15 protein-coding genes are annotated in these 18,256 nt (G+C 60.4%); 8 read left to right on the top strand and 7 right to left on the bottom strand.

What is annotated here, in order from left to right; genetic code table 11:
• The first annotated feature begins 63 nt into the window (after positions 1–63).
• Complete coding sequence (gene rtcR / locus ABI171_RS03610) at positions 64–1,674, top strand: RNA repair transcriptional activator RtcR (RefSeq protein ID WP_348091240.1); 1,611 nt, start codon at positions 64–66, stop codon at positions 1,672–1,674.
• On the opposite strand, the gene ABI171_RS03605 is transcribed toward rtcR, so the two are convergent.
• Positions 1,619–2,482, bottom strand: a complete 864-nt coding sequence (locus ABI171_RS03605) for a nucleotidyltransferase domain-containing protein (RefSeq protein WP_348091239.1) — start codon at positions 2,480–2,482, stop codon at positions 1,619–1,621. The genes rtcR and ABI171_RS03605 overlap by 56 nt on opposite strands.
• 191 nt (positions 2,483–2,673) lie before the next feature.
• On the opposite strand from ABI171_RS03605, the gene ABI171_RS03600 reads away from it, so the two are divergent.
• Both ABI171_RS03600 and ABI171_RS03595 read left to right on the top strand, forming a co-directional pair.
• Positions 2,674–5,562 carry a DUF2339 domain-containing protein gene (locus ABI171_RS03600; protein WP_348091238.1) on the top strand — a complete coding sequence of 963 codons (2,889 nt, stop codon included), beginning with the start codon at positions 2,674–2,676 and terminating at the stop codon, positions 5,560–5,562.
• Entirely contained in the window at positions 5,559–6,974 is a 1,416-nt protein-coding gene (locus ABI171_RS03595) for a DUF3999 domain-containing protein (RefSeq protein ID WP_348091237.1), read from the top strand. Before ABI171_RS03600 ends, ABI171_RS03595 begins: the two co-directional genes overlap by 4 nt.
• 11 nt (positions 6,975–6,985) lie before the next feature.
• On the opposite strand, the gene ABI171_RS03590 is transcribed toward ABI171_RS03595, so the two are convergent.
• The 3 genes from ABI171_RS03590 to ABI171_RS03580 all read right to left on the bottom strand — a co-directional run bounded on the left by ABI171_RS03590 (position 6,986) and on the right by ABI171_RS03580 (position 8,843).
• On the bottom strand, positions 6,986–7,855 hold the full coding sequence (locus ABI171_RS03590; protein WP_348091236.1) for a CPBP family intramembrane glutamic endopeptidase: 870 nt from the start codon (positions 7,853–7,855) through the stop codon (positions 6,986–6,988).
• 66 nt (positions 7,856–7,921) lie between these two features.
• Entirely contained in the window at positions 7,922–8,332 is a 411-nt protein-coding gene (locus ABI171_RS03585; RefSeq protein WP_348091235.1) for a VOC family protein, read from the bottom strand.
• Positions 8,333–8,372: 40 nt separating this feature from the next.
• On the bottom strand, positions 8,373–8,843 hold the full coding sequence (locus ABI171_RS03580) for a MaoC family dehydratase (RefSeq protein ID WP_348091234.1): 471 nt from the start codon (positions 8,841–8,843) through the stop codon (positions 8,373–8,375).
• A gap of 446 nt (positions 8,844–9,289) precedes the next feature.
• Here ABI171_RS03580 and ABI171_RS03575 point away from each other — a divergent pair, with 446 nt between their 5' ends.
• Positions 9,290–9,880 carry a YSC84-related protein gene (locus tag ABI171_RS03575; RefSeq protein WP_348091233.1) on the top strand — a complete coding sequence of 197 codons (591 nt, stop codon included), beginning with the start codon at positions 9,290–9,292 and terminating at the stop codon, positions 9,878–9,880.
• Between the two features lie 79 nt (positions 9,881–9,959).
• Here the strand turns inward: ABI171_RS03575 and ABI171_RS03570 are convergent, their stop codons facing one another.
• Positions 9,960–11,177, bottom strand: a complete 1,218-nt coding sequence (locus tag ABI171_RS03570) for an AI-2E family transporter (RefSeq protein WP_348091232.1) — start codon at positions 11,175–11,177, stop codon at positions 9,960–9,962.
• A 354-nt stretch (positions 11,178–11,531) separates the two neighbouring features.
• Between ABI171_RS03570 and ABI171_RS03565 the strand changes: the two genes are divergently transcribed.
• Positions 11,532–11,900 (top strand): DOPA 4,5-dioxygenase family protein, encoded by a 369-nt coding sequence (locus tag ABI171_RS03565; protein ID WP_348091231.1) that lies wholly within the window; start codon positions 11,532–11,534, stop codon positions 11,898–11,900.
• Positions 11,901–11,914: 14 nt separating this feature from the next.
• Positions 11,915–12,613, top strand: coding sequence for a right-handed parallel beta-helix repeat-containing protein (locus ABI171_RS03560; RefSeq protein ID WP_348091230.1), 699 nt, complete (start codon positions 11,915–11,917; stop codon positions 12,611–12,613).
• A gap of 19 nt (positions 12,614–12,632) precedes the next feature.
• On the opposite strand, the gene ABI171_RS03555 is transcribed toward ABI171_RS03560, so the two are convergent.
• Positions 12,633–13,625, bottom strand: a complete 993-nt coding sequence (locus tag ABI171_RS03555) for an aldo/keto reductase (RefSeq protein ID WP_348091273.1) — start codon at positions 13,623–13,625, stop codon at positions 12,633–12,635.
• Between the two features lie 249 nt (positions 13,626–13,874).
• Here ABI171_RS03555 and cysS point away from each other — a divergent pair, with 249 nt between their 5' ends.
• The gene (gene cysS / locus ABI171_RS03550; protein ID WP_348091229.1) at positions 13,875–15,254 is read left to right on the top strand and encodes a cysteine--tRNA ligase; all 1,380 of its coding nucleotides are present in this window, start codon (positions 13,875–13,877) and stop codon (positions 15,252–15,254) included.
• A 27-nt stretch (positions 15,255–15,281) separates the two neighbouring features.
• On the opposite strand, the gene ABI171_RS03545 is transcribed toward cysS, so the two are convergent.
• On the bottom strand, positions 15,282–16,568 hold the full coding sequence (locus ABI171_RS03545; RefSeq protein ID WP_348091272.1) for an aspartate aminotransferase family protein: 1,287 nt from the start codon (positions 16,566–16,568) through the stop codon (positions 15,282–15,284).
• Between the two features lie 179 nt (positions 16,569–16,747).
• Here ABI171_RS03545 and ABI171_RS03540 point away from each other — a divergent pair, with 179 nt between their 5' ends.
• A complete protein-coding gene (locus tag ABI171_RS03540; protein ID WP_348091228.1) occupies positions 16,748–18,172 on the top strand; it encodes a PLP-dependent aminotransferase family protein in 1,425 nt (474 codons plus the stop codon).
• Positions 18,173–18,256: the final 84 nt, after the last annotated feature.

Raw genomic sequence — 18,256 nt, 5'->3', positions numbered from 1 at the left:
GAGTTTTTGTGGTATTTAAATATTGTGATAAATTATCTATTTAGATAAGAATTTATCCAGTATATGAAAAAGAAACGGACCGTCGTTATCGGCTTCCTCGGCACCCAGCTCGATAAAGGCGCGGGCAGCGGCCGCTGGGAGAAGTGGCGGCCGACGGTGGCGCTGACCCAGCACGACGAGATGGTGGTCGAGCGTCTTGAGCTGCTATATAGCGGCAACTATGAAAGCCTGGCGCATCAGGTAAAGCGCGATATCGCCTCGGTTTCGCCGGAAACCAAGGTGGTTCCGCGTCAGTTGCCGATCGTCGATCCGTGGGATTTTGAAGACGTCTACGGCAGCGTATTCGACTTTGCCCGGAGCTATCCCTTCGATACCGACAACGAGGAATACTGGATCCACATCACCACCGGTTCCCACGTGGTGCAAATCTGCATGTTCCTGATGACCGAGGCGCACTATTTCCCGGGGCGCTTGCTGCAATCGTCGCCGCCGCGCCGGCACACCGTAGGCGATCCCGGCAGCTACACCCTGATCGACCTCGATCTCTCCAGATACGACCAGATCGCACAGCGTTTTTCGCGCGAACAGGAAGAAGGCGTGGCCTTCCTGAAATCCGGCATTGCTACCCGCAATCCGGGCTTCAATACGATGATCGATGAAATCGAAAGAGTCGCCATCAAATCCAAGGCGCCGATGCTGTTGATGGGGCCGACCGGCGCTGGTAAATCGTTTCTGGCGCGGCGCGTGTTCGAGCTGAAGAAGGCGCGCCATCAATTGGATGGCAAGTTCGTCGAACTGAACTGCGCCACGCTGCATGGAGATGGCGCCGGCTCGACCTTGTTCGGCCATATCAAGGGCGCGTTCACCGGCGCCGCATCGGATCGTCCCGGCTTGCTGCGCACGGCGCATAAAGGATTGCTGTTCCTGGATGAAATCGGCGAACTCGGGCTGGACGAGCAGGCGATGCTGCTGAAAGCCGTCGAGGAAAAGCGTTTCCTGCCGGTCGGCGGCGATCATGAGGTGCAAAGCGATTTCCAGCTGATCGCCGGCACCAATCGCGATCTGTCGCGCGAGGTGATGGCGGGCCGCTTCCGCGAAGACCTGTATGCGCGCATCAATTTGTGGACCTATGAATTGCCGGGACTGGTAGATCGCTCTGAAGACGTCGAACCGAATATCGATTACCTGCTGGCCCAGTTCGGTGCTGAAAATGGCCAGATGATCAGGCTCAACAAGGAGGCGCGCGATCTGTACATGCGTTTCGCCATGTCGGCGGATGCCTTGTGGATGGGGAATTTCAGGGATCTGTCGGCATCGGTGACGCGCATGGCGACGCTGGCGGATGCCGGCCGCATTACCGACGCTATCGCTGCGGATGAAATACGGCGCTTGAAACGGCTATGGCATCACTACGCATCGCCACCGCCGGAGCAGGGCGAAGTTGAGCTGGAAGAGGTGCTGGAGCGTGCGCAGATAGCGCAACTGGATTTGTTCGACGCCGTGCAGCTGAAGGCGGTAATCGCCATCTGCCGTCGCTCGAAATCCATGTCGGATGCCGGCCGCAAGCTGTTCGCCGCATCGCGCAGCGCCAAGGAAAAGCCCAACGATGCGGACCGGCTCAAAAAGTATCTGGCGAAGTTCGGCTTGAGCTGGGAAACCGCAGCGGGGAAATAAGCGCCGCCAGCACCGTATCGCGCAGCAGCCGGTCCAGCACGGCGAAATCCTGCTGTTCCGATTCGACCGGCGGCGCATCGTGGCTGAAGCGCTGCAGATGCTGTTCGATGAACTGGTTAATCAGCGGCATGGCCGGCGCATGTTCGGATTCCATCGCCTTGCGTTTGACGGCCAGCAGTTCTGCAATCGCATTCTTGAGCGCGGCGTCGGTAATGATGGTGTCGACCAGGTCCTGGAAGCGCATCGGCACCGTGCCGCGCTGTTGCTCTATCCAGAGACAGGCCAGCAACGGCCGCAGCACATACAGGTATTTCTTCAGGCGCACTACCTCGCCCTGCAAATGCTCACGATAGTTTTTCTTGGCCATATGCAGGTAATGATGGAAAGAGCGCTCCGGCCGGCTGACTTGTTCTGCCGCCGCGCGAATCGCGCTCAGGAATGCCGGATCGGCGCGGTAGATCACCGGCGATGACAGCCATTCCACCAGGGTGGCGTTACCGTTGCGCAGCAGGCCGAGCGCCTTGCGCAGATCCCAGCCGCTGACGTCATAGACGTCGCTGATCGGCAGTTCAATCACGTCCCGTCCGGGAAACACGGTCAGATACCAGTCTGGCTGGTGCACATAGATGAACCGCACATCGTAATCGCTGTCGGGCGAGGCGAAGCCCCAACCGCGGCTGCCGGATTCACAGGCAAACAGGATCTTGACGGCGTGTTCCGCTTCAACTTGCGCGAGGGTGGCGTTGATCTGGATGCGTACATCGGGATCAATTGGATGTTCTTGATTGTAATCGCAGGTGTCTGGCATGGCGCGCGCAAAAAATCACTAGCTTAGCGCAGCGTGCCGATCCGGACAAACAGCTTTGCCAAAAGTAGCGCTGGCTACAGCGTTGCGTAGCGCGAATCGCCACTTTTGTTTTTGTGGCGCTCACGGCCATTGCATCGGCTAGTTACTTGGCAGACAATACCAGAGCCAATTACAACCAGCGAGCTAACACTATGATTTTGTGGGGAATTCTTTGTGGTGCTGCCCTGGGTTGGCTATGGCCGAACTCGGGTTTTGGGGATTTCGGCATATTTGCCGGCGGCGCGCTCGGCTTGGTGGCTGGCTGGGGCTTGCAGTTTGCCATTCGTGGAGAAATTGCAGCCGGCAATGAAAAGCTGCGCAAACAGATGCAGGAGTGGTTCAAGGCGCAGGCTGGCGTGAACGGAACGGCCACCGCGACGAACACCAAACCGCTCGATAAAGCCGCGATGGCTGCCGAGCTGGCGCGTACTATCGTGCCGTCGGCCGCGCCCATCTCGCCGCCGGTTCCAGGTGCTGCGGCCAGACCACAGGCGGCCCTGGCACCCCAGCCGGCTGCACAATCGGCCGCACCAGCGGTCAAGCGTGAAATCATTCCTGCCAAGCCCAACGCCGTCGAGTTGGCCATCGGTGCGGCAAAAGACTGGCTCCTCGGCGGCAATACCATCGTCCGCGTCGGCCTGGTGATCCTGTTCATCGGCTTGTCCTTCCTGGCCAGTTATGCGGCGTCCGCTGGTTTGTTTCCGGTGGAATTGCGGCTGGCGGTGGTGGCCGTTGCCGGCATCGCGTTGCTGGCGGTGGGTTTCGGCAAGCGCCAGGCCAAGCCGGCGTTTGCGCTGGCGCTGCAAGGCGGCGGCGTGGCGGTGATCTACCTGACGGTGTTCGCTGCTTTCCGGGTATTCGGCCTGATTACTCCCTTGCCTGCTTTCGGCCTGATGATCGTGGTGTGTGCGCTGAGCTGTGCGCTGGCGCTGCTGCAGGATTCGCGCGGTCTGGCGGTGGCGGCTTTTGCCGGCGGTTTTGCGGTGCCGTTGCTGCTTTCCACCGGTGGCGGCAGCAGTGTGGGTTTGTTCAGTTATTACACCGTGCTGAACCTGGCGATCCTGTTTATCGCCTACAAACGCTCGTGGCGGGTCCTGAATATGGTCGGCTTTATCGCCACTTTCGGCGTCGCTACCACCTGGGGCGTGTTGAAGTACGATCCGGCGTTATACCTGAGTTCGCAGCTGTTCCTGATCGTCTTCGTGCTGATCTATGTGACGGCTGCGATCCTGTACGCGCGCAATACGCCAACCAAGCTGGGCAACGCGGTCGACAGCACCCTGATGTTCGGCACGGCGCTGATCGGCTTCGGCTTGCAAGCGGGGCTGGTCAGCCAGTTCAAGTTCGGCATGGCGTTTTCGGCGCTGGGTTTCGCCGCCTTGTACCTGGTGCTGGCAAGCGTGCTGATGCGGCGTGGCCGCCAGAATTATCGCCTGATGATCGAGTCCATGCTGGTCATCGGCGTCGGCTTTGTGACCTTGGCGGTGCCGCTGGCGCTGGATACGCGCTGGACTTCGGCGGTGTGGGCGCTGGAGGGCGCCGGCGCGTTCTGGGTGGGCATGCGGCAGGCGCGCTGGATGCCGCGCGCCTTTGGCTTGCTGCTGCAAGTGGTGGCAGGCTGCGCCTTCCTGGCCGGGATCGACGACAACGTGTCGGCCTGGCCTTTGGCCAATCCGATGTTCATCGGCGCCATGTTTATCGGCTTGCCGGCTGTGGCCATCGCCTGGTGGTTGCGCGGTGCGCTGCCGCATAGCGATTCGGCCTGGGCCAAGGCCTATGTCAAAGCTGAAGCGTTGCTGGGTCAGCCGGTCTACCTGTACGGGTTCCTGTTCTGGTGCCTGGCCTGGATCCTGGAAGCCTGGCGCAGCGTGCCGGCTGGCGAGACCGGCTTGGCGGCGCTGCCGGTGTTTGCCAGCGGCACCCAGCAAATGCTGACGATGGTCGCATTAGTAGCCAGTGCCTGGCTGTCATCCCTGCTGGGTCGCAAAACCGGTTGGTCGATCGCCACGTGGCCGAGTCGCCTTACCCTGTTGCCGCTGGCGCTGGTGTTCATCGCGCAGGAATGGTCGGATGAACGCGTACTCTATACGCCGGCCTGGGCCATATGGCTGCTGGCGCTCGGCTTGCACTTCCGGATGCTCTACAAGAACGATGTCGAGGCTACCGCCGGTACCGCTACGTTCCGGTTTAACCGCGCCGTGCACGTCGGCAGCGTGTGGCTGCTCACGCTGTTGCTGGCGGACTGCCTGTGGTTCGGGATCGACCGCGCCCGCTTGTGGCAAACATCATGGGCCAGCGTCGTGCTGCTGATCAGCGCCATCGCCGTATTGCTGCTGTTGTCGGTATGGGCCGGCAAGGCTAACCGGCTGACCACGCTGTCGAGTTTCAAGTGGCCGCGCAATCCGCACGCCGTCGCCTATTACTGGCACGCGGCGTTGCCGCTCGCGCTGATCGTGTTTGCCGGCGCCTTGGCAATGGCTTTGTTCTCGTCCGGACATACCGAGCCGCTGCCGTATATTCCCTTGCTCAATCCTACCGACCTGACGCTGGCGCTGGCCTTGGGCGCCCTGCTGTTCTGGCGCCGCGCGGTGACGGCGGCGCAACCATTGCCGGTGGCCGCCGGCTGGGTGCCGCGCAAGCAGACTTTGCTGGTGCTGGCGGCGCTGGTTTTCGTGGCCATCAACACGGTCTGGCTGCGCATCGTCCACCACTTCTTCGGGATCAGCTGGGACGCCTCGGCCTTGTTCGACAGTTTTGTGGTGCAAACCGGGTTCGCCATCTTGTGGACCTTGCTGGCGCTGAGCCTGATGCTGCTGGCGCATCGCCGCGCGCAGCGCGGCTTGTGGCTGACCGGCGCCGGCTTGCTGGTGCTGGTGGTGGTGAAACTGCTGCTGGTCGATTTGTCGAATGCGGGCGGCGCCGAGCGCATCATTACCTTTATCGCCGTCGGCATCCTGATGCTGGTGGTCGGCTATTTTGCCCCTTTGCCGCCGAAAGCCGTGGCGGCGAATCCTGATCCTGTGGAGAAAACCCAAGCATGAGACATTTTCCTGGTGTGAGCCGGTTGCGTGGTGCTGTTGTTGCTGCGTTTGCCTGCATGCTGGCGGCGCCGCTCGCGGCGTGGCCGGCAAGCGATCCGAATATCTTGCAATCCTACGCGCTGCAGCTGCCGGTGCGCTTCAATAACGGTGCGCCGTTGCAGCGCTTGGTGCTGCCGGCGCAGGTGCTGGCGAGCCTGCAAACCGGCGGCATGAGCGATTTGCGGATTTTCAATGAGCAAGGCCAGTCCTTGTCGATGGCCATGTCGGATAGCGCCAGTTTGCGGCAAACCGAAAATCACAAGATCGTGCTGCCGTCGTCGCCGATCGTAGGAACGCCGGATGTGAAGGATATCTCCGGCTCGTCGCTACGGATCGAAGAACAGCAAGGCAAGCGCGTAGTGCAAATCGACAGCGGCGCTAGCGATGGCGGCGCCCGGTCCAAGCAAATTCTGGGGGCATTGCTGGATACCCGCGCCATCGTCGACCCGGCAGTGGGAATAGTGCTGGATGTGGATTTGCCGGACGCGCAGCCTGTTACCTTTACGCTGCAAGCGAGCAAGGACCTGAAAGACTGGCGGCCGCTGGCGGAAACAGTTCTCTATCGCGCTGAAGCCACGGCAGACCACTTGGGCGCCGATCACATAGAGTTGCCGGCCGCCGATCTCAAGGATCAATACCTGCGCGTGACCTGGACCGACGCCGCCGGCCATGCCGCGCCGGTGGTCATGCGCAGCGCCACCCTGACCACTGCGCGCGGCGTCAGCAATACGCCGCGAGTTAGCGCCGCGTTGGACAGGCCGGTGCTGATCAATCCGCATGAGTTGCGCTTTTCGCTGCCCTTTGCGACGCCGGTGGCAGCGCTCAAAATCAGTCCGGTGGGGAACAATGTGCTGATACCGGTGCGAGTGCTGGGCCGCAACGATCCCGGCCAGCCATGGACCGTGCTGGCCGCCAGCGTGGTTTATCACTTGCAGAGCGCCGGCAAAGTACAGGACAGCGCGGCGATCGAATTGCCGCCAACGGCATTCCGCGAGATCAAGATCGAGGCCGACCAGAAAACCCCCGGTTTCAGCGCGTTGCCTGACATCGCTCTCGAATTCGAACCCGCTCAGCTAGTGGTGCTGGTCAACGGCCTGCCGCCATTCACCCTGGCTGCGGGCCTTGCCAATGCCGCCAGCCCCTATCTGCCGATGCAAAGCTTGCTGCCGGCCTATCGGGCGGCGCAGGAAAACAGCTTGCCGCTGGCGACCATCGATGGTGCTGCGGCGGTGGTGCAGGCGAATGCCAGCCGCGATGGCATGCCGACCCGCACGCTGATACTTTGGGGAGTGTTGCTGGCAGCCGCCCTGGCGCTGGGAGCGATGGCGTGGGTGCTGCTCAAGCAAAATAACAAGGCGGCAGGAGATCAATGATCTTGCCTGCCTCAATTCAAGTGAGGATAGGTGAAGCCGATAAAGTGCACCGCATTGACCGCAAAGTGGATGATGATCGGCGCTTCGACGCGCTGCGTGACGTAATAGGCATAGGCGTAACCGAGGCCGGTGATCGTCGCCAGTAACACATAAGTGCCGCCGCCGGCTGCATGCGCCGCGCCAAACAAAAGTGCGGAGCAGAGCAGCGCCAGCAGATGGCCATAGCGAAAACGCGCCAGCGACGAGGCTAGGCGGTCTTGCAGCAAGCCGCGGAAAAATGCCTCTTCCGCGACCACGGTGAAAAACAGATTGGTGACCAGGAATAGTACGGTGGCCTGGCTCAGCTTGAAATCCGGTTTGACATAGCCGATCAAGGTGGCGACGCCGAGCACCGCGATCACCGTCACAATTCCCACCAACCAGGTTTTTTTCAGCGAGTCGCGCCATGCAGTGAAGGAGCTGGCCCGCTGGCACAGGAAGGCCAGCAGAACCAGGCCGGCTGTGCCTTTATCGAAGTTGGCATACTGGGTGAACGGGATGGCGTCGGCAGACAGCTTCAGGTTGGCGATGATGACCGGGTTATTGAAGCCCGGAAGGCGATGCAAAGCCATCGCCAGCGCCATGATGGCGGCGGCGATGGTCAGCAAGCGGCGGGAAAGGGATTTCTCTTCTGCCTTGGAGGCAAAATAGGCAATGACGCAAAAAATCCCGAGCGCCGCTGCCGCCAACAGATTAAGCACGCCGGCGGCAAGGCCGCAACCCGCCGCAGCGATGAAAAATCCGAGCCACGGCGGCGCGGCCAGCCAGTCATTGATGCGGACAGGACGCAGCCAGACCGCGCAAATGGCGACGGCCAGCAGGGTAAAGGCAAGCAAGCTCAATTGAGATACAGGTTGAAATACAGGTTGAAATACAGGCATATGGCGGTGGTTTGCAGTGAAGGGTTCTTAGCGGACATCCGGCGGCCCCTTCAGTTCAACCACGGTGCCTTCGGGGTCGGTGATATAGATGGACGGTCCTTCTCCTTCGGCGCCGTTCCTGGAGGCCAGCGGGCCGGCGTCGATCTGGTGCGCCAGCAGATGGGTGCGGATCGCGATTTCATCGAAGGGTTCGACCCGAAAGCAGAAGTGGTCGAGATTGCGCCCTTCTTTCCCCGGCGCCGCGCCGCCGGCGCTGCCGAGCTTGCCGTCGACCGGCACCAGGTCGAGCAGCGAATTGCCGGCCCGCAGTTGCACCAGGCCGATGCTCTCCTGTCGTCGCTCCACGCTGCAGCCGAGCACATCGCAATAAAAATGCAGCATCTTGTCGAGATCGGTCACGCGCAATACCAGATGGTCGATTTCACGAATAGTTATCATCTTGGCGACGCCCAAAAAGCCTATTGTAAATCGGCGCGCGCTATGGCGTCTTGCGCGACACCACCAGTTTGGCGATGAACAGCTGGACGATGTCGCCATGCTGGTTGCGGGTCTCGCTGCGCAGTTTCACCATGCCACGATCGGGACGCGAGCGCGACGGCGTAATCTCCAGCACCTCGCTCTCAACATGCAGGACATCGCTGGCGCGGGTCGGCATCGGCCAGCTCAGTTCGCCGCCCGAACCGATGATGCCGCCTTGCAGCAGCACGCCGCTGGTCACCAGCAGGCGCATGGTGATGGCCGCGGTATGCCAGCCGCTGGCGGCCAGCCCGCCAAACAAGGTGTCCTTGGCGGCGGCGTCGCTCAGGTGGAACGGTTGCGGATCGAACTGCTGCGCAAATGCCAGGATCTGCTGTTCGTCCATCGCGTGTTCGCCGCTGATGAAGCGTTCGCCGACTGTAAGGTCGTCCAGATACAGTGCGGATTTTGAGGGATGGCTATGCTGGTTCATTACGGCGTCCTCGGGTGTGATCAAGGTTGGATGATAAAACTTGCCGACAAAATGTGAAGATAAGGTTTGGAGACTGGACTCGATCATAAGGCTTGACGCGGCCGGTTGCAGGCTTACAAAAGATATATGCTGAAGAAGCGTTGCATGAATGTGCGCTACCGTACAGATACGAATTTGCAACGCGCCTACAGTAAAGCCACGATTGCGGATAAAGATGCGGCCGCATCTCGACTACTGCGACGCGGTTGCCAATTTGGCCGGTGGTTGTCACTCATGGATGCCGAAGCAAGGATGCCTGATCCGATCAGGATATCGTCCGGAACTGGAGGGATTGACGATTATTCAATATTGCCATTTCATACACGCAGTTTGAGTTGCGATATATAATTTACAACGTTGTCCGATTGTTATCCTGCTTGTCATCCACATTTTCGTTGGAGAAAAAAATGCAAAAAAAATCATTGTTCCCTGTTAAAAGCCTTGCAGCCATTGCCGTCGCACTGGCGAGCGTCACCTTCGCCGGTTGCACCACCACCATGCCGGGCAAGGACGCAAGTTCCCAAACCAGCCGCTCCGACATCAATGCTGGCGTAGACGCTACATTGTCCAAACTGTATCAGACCGCACCTGCTTCACGCGAGCTGGTGGCGCGCGCCAAGGGCGTCCTGGTATTCCCTGCAGTGCTGCAAGCCAGTTTTGTGATTGGCGCTGAATACGGCAAGGGCGCATTGCGCGTCGGCGGCCGTAATGAAGGCTATTACAGCACCACCGCAGGTTCAGTCGGCTTCCAGGCCGGCGCGCAATCGAAAGCCATCGTGCTGTTATTCATGACACAGGACGCTTTGGATAAATTCCGCAACAGCAATGGCTGGACAGTCGGCGCGGATGCTACGGTGGCGCTGGCCAATATCGGCGCCAACGGCAACATCGACACCAACACCGCGCAGCAACCGATCATTGGTTTCGTTACCACCAATGGCGGCCTGATGGCCGGCGTCTCGCTACAAGGCGCCAAGATCGCCAAGATCACGCTGTAATCAATCTGGTAGCAAGCAGTCTTGAAATCGATACGGCATCTTCGGATGCCGTATTTTTTTGTCCTTAGGGTTTCGGCTGCTAATCGCTCAGCAGTTCCGCCACCGCATGCATGCCATCGACCCGTTTGGCGATGACCTTGACGATCACGATGATCGGTATCCCCAGCAGCAAACCCCAGATACCCCACAGCCAGCCCCAGAACAGCAGCACGATGAACACCGCCGCTGCATTCATCTTGGCGATGCGGCCGGTCATCCAGGTGGTGACGAAGGTGCCGATCAAGGTGGCGATGGCCAGCGTCGAGGCGGCTACCAGCAGCATCATGTAGAACGAATTGAACTGCATGAAGGCGGTGATGCCGGTTGCCACCGCGATCAGCAGCGGACCGAAATACGGGATGATGTGTAAGAAGCCGCCCGCCAGCGCCCAGGCGCCCGCATTCTCCAGTCCGATCCAGCGGAACACGATCCACATCAGTACCGCCAGCAAGGCGTTCGTCACCAGCAGCATGAACATGTAGCTCTGGATCGAGGTATTGATTTCAAGCAGAATGTTGACGGCGATTTTTTTATTCGACAGCGACGGCCCGGTCAGTTTCACCAGCTTGCGTTTGAACTTGTCGCCGGATAGCAAAAGGAAAAACACCAGGAAGGTCACCATGACCGCCTGGCCGATGAAAATCATGGCGCCCATCGAGCCGGTCCAGATCCATTCGCTCAACTGGAAGGAAGGCGGCGAGACGACTGCCGGCGCCTGTCGTTTGGCGTCCGGCTTGGCGCCGGCAGCCTGGCCCGCGGCGTTTTCGATCTCGTTGGCCGCGGCCTGCATTTTCTGGATTGTGCTGGCTTGTCCGCCCTGGTTCCTGGCGACGACGATGGCGCGTGATAATTGATGAGCGGCGGCTGGCAAGCGCTCCATGATGGATTGGAACTCGCCGCGCAAGGAGTAACCGACCTGGCCCAGGCCCAGCAACAGGGTCGCCATCACCAGGCAGGTACCGAACAGGCGCGGAATGCGGATGCGTTCCAGCCAGACCACCAACGGATTCAAGGTATAAGCGATGAAGATCCCGAACACCAGCGGGATCAGGAATTTTTGCCCCCATTGCAGAGCGAACACCAAGGCCAGCACTGTCAGGATCCGCAGACACACGCTGCGCACATTGGTTGAACTGTTAGGAGAAAACGGCGCCAGCGGACCGGTCATGGGCGCTTCGGGCTCCATGTGCGGCGTCGGCTGCTCTGCCTGCGCCGGATTCTGTTCTGCGGTGACTGCCGCTATTGCATCTGCACTCATTGGTTTCATTCGAATAGTTGGTTGCACACTATGTAGGCAAAGCCGATAGCAGCAGCATATACAAGCTAAAACGGGCTCTCGGCGCGTCACCGTACAGAGCCAGCATGATTTTTCCAGACAGATTGTGCGCCAGATAGCCGCCGCCGCGGGGTTTTTATCGGGGGTTTGCCAGCATGACAATGCTCAAAAAGACAAGCACTTGATCCGCACTTTCTGCGGTGCTTTCCACCGCATTTGCCATGCGATTCCTCCGGCTGCGGAAAAGGGGTATTCTTGAAGGCTGACATGGCAGGAAATCGGCTGCGCCGACCCGTTGCCCCATCATTCTTGCATTACCTATCTGGAGTTTTCCGCATGACCGTATCGCCTCAGCCGCGCATCGCCGGCTACCACGCCCACATCTATTACGACGCCGCGACCATGCCGCAAGCGGTGGCCTTGTGCGAGGAAGCAGCGCGCCGGTTTACCCTGGCCATGGGCCGCGCCCACCAGAAGCCGGTGGGCCCGCATCCTGACTGGAGTTGCCAGCTGGCGTTCGAGCCGGCGGTATTCAGTGAAATGATTCCCTGGCTGGCGCTGCACCGGGATGGACTGGTAGTGTTCATCCATCCGCTGACCGGTGACGACCTGGCAGATCACCGTGACCACGCTATCTGGATGGGGGCGGTGCGGCCTTTGAAATTATCGATCTTCACCCGGGATTCAGAGGCGTTGAGTGAATAAGATGGGAGACTCTCATGCATAAGCGCAGCTTGCCGCAACTGCTGGCGATCACCCTGCTCTCTATCTCTTGGCAATCGTTGAGCGTGGCGGCGGACCGGGTCATTGCGATTGACCCTGTCCGAGCCGATAAGCCGGGCTTTATGGTGGTGATCGATGCACCGGGACATTACCAGTTATCCGGCAATCTCAAAGTCACCGACGTCAATACCACGGCGATTGAAATCAACGCCGATAATGTCACTATCGACCTGCATGGCTATGCCATCCAAGGGGCGACGCGCTGCCAGAAATTGCCGGCGCCGTGCTGGCCGCTTGGCGTCGGCAATGGCATCCATGCGGTAAATCGCAATCATGTCACTGTCAGGAACGGCATCGTCCAGGGCATGGGAAACTACGGCATCTACCTGGAGACCAATTCGGTTAATCTCGACCACGTCGTGCTATCCCGCAATGGCCGCGGCGGCGCGGTCTTTTTCGGCGGCGCGATCAGCAACAGCGTTGCCGAGAGCAATGGCGGCGACGGCATCTTTGGCGTCGATCTCAAGGTCAATCGCAGCATCATGCGCGGCAATCAGTTGCTCGGGCTTGCTGCGCATGGCCAATCCAGCTTCAGCGGCAATCAGCTCAACGCCAACAATGGCAATGCCGCGCAGACCAATCTCAAGTCCGGCGCGGCTGCGGGTAATACATGCAACGCAATGGCTTGCCCGTAAAATCAAACGTCGATAGACCTTAACGATCCACCCAGGCCATGCGTTCCTTGCTATAACGCTCGCCGGCCACTTTTTGCAGCGAGCTTTCCAGCAACTCTGTTTCCGCGGCAGTCAGCGTAACGTCGACCGCGCCGACATTCCGTTCCAGGTAAGCGCGGCGCTTGGTGCCGGGGATCGGCACGATGTCGTCGCCCTGCTGCAGCACCCAGGCCAGCGCCACCTGGCCGGCAGTGGCGCCCTTGGCGGCGGCGATGTCGGCGACGACTTTTGCCGCCCGCATGTTGGCGTCGAAATTCTCGCCCTGCAGACGAGGATCGAGATGGCGGAAATCGCTGGCGGGATAGGTTTCCGCGCGTTGCGCCGTGCCGCTCAGGAAGCCGCGGCCGAGCGGACTGAACGGCACCAGGCCGATACCGAGCTCGCGCAAGACCGGCAAGATATCGGCTTCAAGGTTACGTTCCCACAGCGAGTATTCGCTTTGCAGCGCGCTGATCGGATGCACAGCGTGCGCTTTGCGGATATTCGCGACGCCGGCTTCCGACAGCCCCAGGTAGCGCACTTTTCCTTCGCGCACCAGCTCGGCCATGACGCCCACCACTTCCTCGATCGGCACCGCCGGGTCGACCCGGTGCTGGTACAGCAAATCGATGTAGTCGGTATCGAGGCGGCGCAATGAGGCTTCCACTGCGCGCCGGATATGGCCCGGTTCGCTGGTGATGCCGGTGGTGACGCCGTCTTCTATCTTGAAGCCGAATTTGGTCGCCAGCACCACTTCATGGCGGCGTCCCTTGAAGACCCGTCCCAGCAGCGCTTCGTTGGTATAGGGACCGTACTGCTCGGCGGTGTCGAAGAAATTGATGCCGAGGTCGAGTGCCTGATGCAAGGTGGCGATGGATTCGCTTTCATCGGCGGCGCCGTAGGCGGTGCTCATTCCCATGCAGCCCAGGCCCATTGCCGAAACCGTCAGGCCGGCCGATCCCAGCTTGCGTTGCTTGATGCGTTGTTCGTCCATTATCTGCTCCGGAGTGTTGATGTCATCGACGCCGCCCTGAGGCTTGACCATGCAAAGCGCCGCAAGTTAGTATAAGCGATGCTCAAGCAATCCATCACTTGCCCCCTCTCTCTCGTCTGCGCACGTTGTTGTCGCACGTCGTCTATGCAACAAGCCTGAAATATCAAGCTGGAACATTAAGCTTAAATACAAGCAGCGTGGTCCGCACACCGCCACATTAATTGTCGGCATAATTTTTAAAAGAGAGACATGGAACTCCACCTATACGATAGCTGGGAACGTCGCGTCCGGCGTTTCGCAAGCATTACTCCTGGCCATGCAGGCTTGTACTGCTGCGGCCCGACTGTCTACGATTACGCCCACATCGGCAACTTGCGCACCTATATATTCGAGGACCTGCTGCGGCGCGCGCTGCAGTTCAACGGCTACCAGGTGCAGCACGTGGTCAACATCACCGATGTCGGTCATCTGGTGTCGGACGCCGACGACGGCGAAGACAAAATGGAAAAAGGCAGCCGCCGCAGCGGCAAGAGCGCCTGGGATATCGCCGAATTCTATAGCGCCGCCTTCATGGCGGATTTTCGCGCGCTCAATTTGCTGGAGCCGGCCATCTGGTGCCGCGCCACCGACTACCTGCCCGAACAGATCGGCTTTATCCAGACGCTGGAACAGAAAGGCTATACCTACGCCACCGCCGACGGCATCTACTTCGATACCAGCAAGCAGGATGACTATGGCTACATGGCGCGGCTCGACCGCAATGCCTTGCAGGCCGGCGCACGCGTGGCCGTCGGCGACAAGCGCTGCAGCACCGATTTCGCCCTCTGGAAATTCAGCCCGCCGGATACGCAACGCCAGATGGAATGGGACAGCCCGTGGGGCCGCGGCTTCCCCGGTTGGCACATCGAGTGCTCGGCAATGTCGGCCGCCCATCTCGGCGCCTGGTTCGATATCCATTGCGGCGGCGAAGACCACATCGCGGTCCATCACAGTAACGAGATCGCCCAGACCCAGGCCTGCCACGGCACCCGGCTGGCGAACTTCTGGATGCATGGTTATTTCCTGCAAACCGGCAGCGAGAAAATGTCCAAATCCGGTGGTGATTTCCTGCGTTTGCAGTCGTTGCTTGACCAAGGCATCGATCCGCTGGCGTACCGCTACCTGTGCCTGATGGCGCACTATCGCAGCCAGCTGGAATTCAGCTGGGATGGCTTGCAGGCGGCGGCGACCGGTTTGCAGCGCTTGCGCGAGGCTTACCATCGCTGGCCCGACGGCGGAACGGTCGATGCAGCATGGATGAGCCGCTTCCGCGGCGAGATCAATAACGACCTTAATTTTCCGCGCGCGCTGGCGCTGGCGTGGGAGCTGGTGCGCAGCGACAGCAGCGCGGCGGCCGGCAAAGCCACCTTGCGCGCGATGGATGAATTGCTGGGGCTGGATCTGGATAACTGGCGTCCCGGCAGTTACCGGATACCGGAGGAAGTTGCGGACATGGCCCGGCGGCGCCAGACGGCGCGCGAACTGAAGCAATGGCAGGAAGCGGATCGCTTGCGTCTGGCGATCAAGGAACAGGGCTTTCTGGTGGAAGATACTGCTGCCGGTCCGCTGCTTAAGCCGGACCGGAGTTAGTTTGCGGCGGCTCGCTTATTTGCTCGTTTAGCTGATTTCGTTCAGCACCTCGCGCACCGTGCTGAACATGCGCTCGATTTCCGCAGGTTGCACGATCAGCGGCGGCGAGAAGGCCAGGATGTCGCCGGTATAGCGCACCATTACACCCTTTTCATAGCACTTGCGGAACACCTCGTAAGCGCGCGCGCCTGGCGCCTGCGGCCGCGGTTCCAGTTCGATGCCGGCGACTAGGCCGAGATTGCGGATGTCCTTGACGTGCGGCGCGCCGGCCACGCTGTGCGCTGCTTTGCCAAACAGCGGCGTCAGTTCGCGGGCCCGTTCGAACAGGCGCTCGCTCTGGTACAGGTCGATGGCGGCGATGGCCGCGGCGGCAGCTAACGGATGGGCAGAGTAAGTGTAGCCGTGCATCAGTTCGATGCCGCCCACGGCCGTGGCTTGCACCACCGTATCGTGGATCTCGCGCTTGACCGCTACCGCGCCCATCGGAATCGCGGCATTGTTGATGCCCTTGGCGAGCGTGATCAGGTCCGGCGTTACCTTGAAATATTCGGCGGCAGTGGCCGCGCCCAAGCGGCCGAAGCCGGTGATCACCTCATCGAAAATCAGCAGGATGCCGTGCTTGCTGCATAGCGCGCGCAAGCGTTCCAGGTAGCCGACCGGCGGCACCAGTACGCCGGTGGAACCGGCCAGCGGTTCGACGATGACGGCGGCGATGGTGGAGGCGTCGTGCAAGGTCACCAGCCGTTCCAGTTCATCCGCCAGATGCGCGCCCCAGGTCGGCTGGCCGTTGCTGAAGGCGGCCTCGGCAATGTTCAGGGTGTGCGGTAAATGATCGACGTTCGGCATCAGGTTGCCGGAGAAGGCCTTGCGGTTATTGAGGATGCCACCCACCGAGATGCCGCCGAAGCCGACGCCGTGATAGCCGCGCTCGCGGCCGATGAAGCGGGTGCGCTGGCCTTCACCGCGCGCGCGGTGATAAGCCAGCGCAATCTTGAGTGCGCTGTCGACCGCTTCCGAACCGGAATTGGCGAAGAAAATCCGGTCCAGGCCTTCCGGCATCAACGCCGCTACTTTGCGCGCCGCCTCGAACGCCAGCGGATGGCCCATCTGGAACGAGGGCGCGTAATCCATGCTGCCGATCTGGCGCGTCACGGCGGCGGTAATCTCGTCGCGGCAATGGCCCGCGTTCACGCACCACAAGCCGGCGGTGCCGTCCAGTATCTGGCGGCCATCGTCGGTCTGGTAATACATGCCCTTGGCTGAGACGAACATGCGCGGCGCCTCCTTGAACTGGCGGTTGGCGGTGAATGGCATCCAGAATGCCGACAGGTCTTGGTCCGATTGACGTGGGTTCACGGTAGGCTTGGTCGCGGTGGTTGATGATGTTGCCGATTATTGCAGTTACAATCCGTATTAATAGATACACTTCATACAAAATGCTAAAAGTGTATTGTTATGAATAACAATCTGTACTGAACACACTTGAGGACGTCATGACAGCTACGCCAAAGACCCTGCCGTTACCCTTGCCGCTGGAACGTCAATCCGAGCTTGGCCTGGTGGCGCAGGTGGTCGCCGCATTGAGCCGGCTGATCGATAGCGGCAGATTACGGCCCGGTGAACGGCTGCCATCGATCCGCCAGTTCGCGCTGGAGCAAGGCGTCAGCAACTCGACCATCGTCGAAGCCTATGAACGGCTGGTGGCCGGCGGCATGCTGCACGCCCGGCGCGGTTCCGGTTTTTTCATCGCCAAGCGCGACGTCGCCGAGACCAGCGGCATGCCGGCGATCCGGCCCAATCCGGTGATCGATTCGGCCTGGCTGTTTTCTGAAGTGTTTGCCGATGAACGGGTGCCGATCAAGGCCGGCTGCGGCTGGCTACCGAGCAGCATGCTGGACGGCGAGGGTTTGCATGCGGCGGAGCGGCGCATCATCCGTTCGCCCGGGGCGCAGCAAGTCGGCTATGGCCACCCGTTCGGCTACGGACCGTTGCGGCAAACCATCGCCAAGTCTTTCGCCAACTGGTCGCTCGATATCGCACCGGACCAGGTCGTCACTACCCACGGCGTAACGCAAGCGCTGGACCTGATCATGCGCACCCTGGTCAAACCGGGCGATACGGTATTTATCGAAGAGCCTGGCTACTGCAACCTGATTGCCATGCTGCGGTTGGCCGCCATCAATGTAGTCGGCGTACCGCGCACGGTGAGCGGCGTCGACCTGGAAGCGCTGGAACAGCTGGCGCGGCAGCACAAGCCGAAGATTTTCTTCACCAATCCGGTCCTGCAAAACCCCACCGGCACCACCTACACCCCGGCCTGCGCGATGCGCGTGCTGCAAGCCGCCGAACGCCATGGCTTCTGGGTGGTGGAAGACGATCTTTACCGCGAACTGGCGCAAGCCACCGATCCGATGCTGGCGGCGTTGGATGGCTTGCGGCGCGTGATCTATGTCAGCGGCTTCTCCAAAACCATTGCGCCGTCGCTGCGGCTCGGTTTCATCGTCTGCCAGAGCGATCTTGCGAAGGAGTTTGCGCGCACGAAAATGGTCCTGACGCTGACCAACTCTGAAATCACCGAACGCCTGGTCTACAACGCCTTGACCGAGGGCCATCACCGGCGCCACGTCGAGCGCCTGGCCGGCACGCTGCTGACCGCGCAAGCGCAAGTCAGCGCCCGGCTGGAAGATGTTGGCTTGCAGTCCTTCGGGCCGCTGCGGGGCGGCATGTTTTACTGGGCGAGGATGCCGCATGGCGCGTTGAGCGCCAAGGAAATCGCCGATCAGGCGCTGGCGCAAGGTATCTGGCTGGCACCCGGAGAATTTTTCCACGTATCGCCACCGGAGTACGCCTGGTTTCGCTTCAATGTCGCCTTCTCGGACCTTTCTCAGTTATCCGATTTCTTCAGGAAGCTCAACTGAGATTCCTGTTGTTTACCTGAAGCAGAAAATAAAAACCCGCGCACTCGTCACGAGGCGCGGGTTTTGTCATTTGCAGCCAATCCC

Origin of the sequence: Collimonas sp. (assembly GCF_039923675.1) — a bacterium.
Classification (GTDB): Bacteria; Pseudomonadota; Gammaproteobacteria; order Burkholderiales; family Burkholderiaceae_D; genus Collimonas.
Note: the sequence above shows the minus strand (reverse complement) of the source record. Positions and strands in the feature narration are given on the sequence as shown.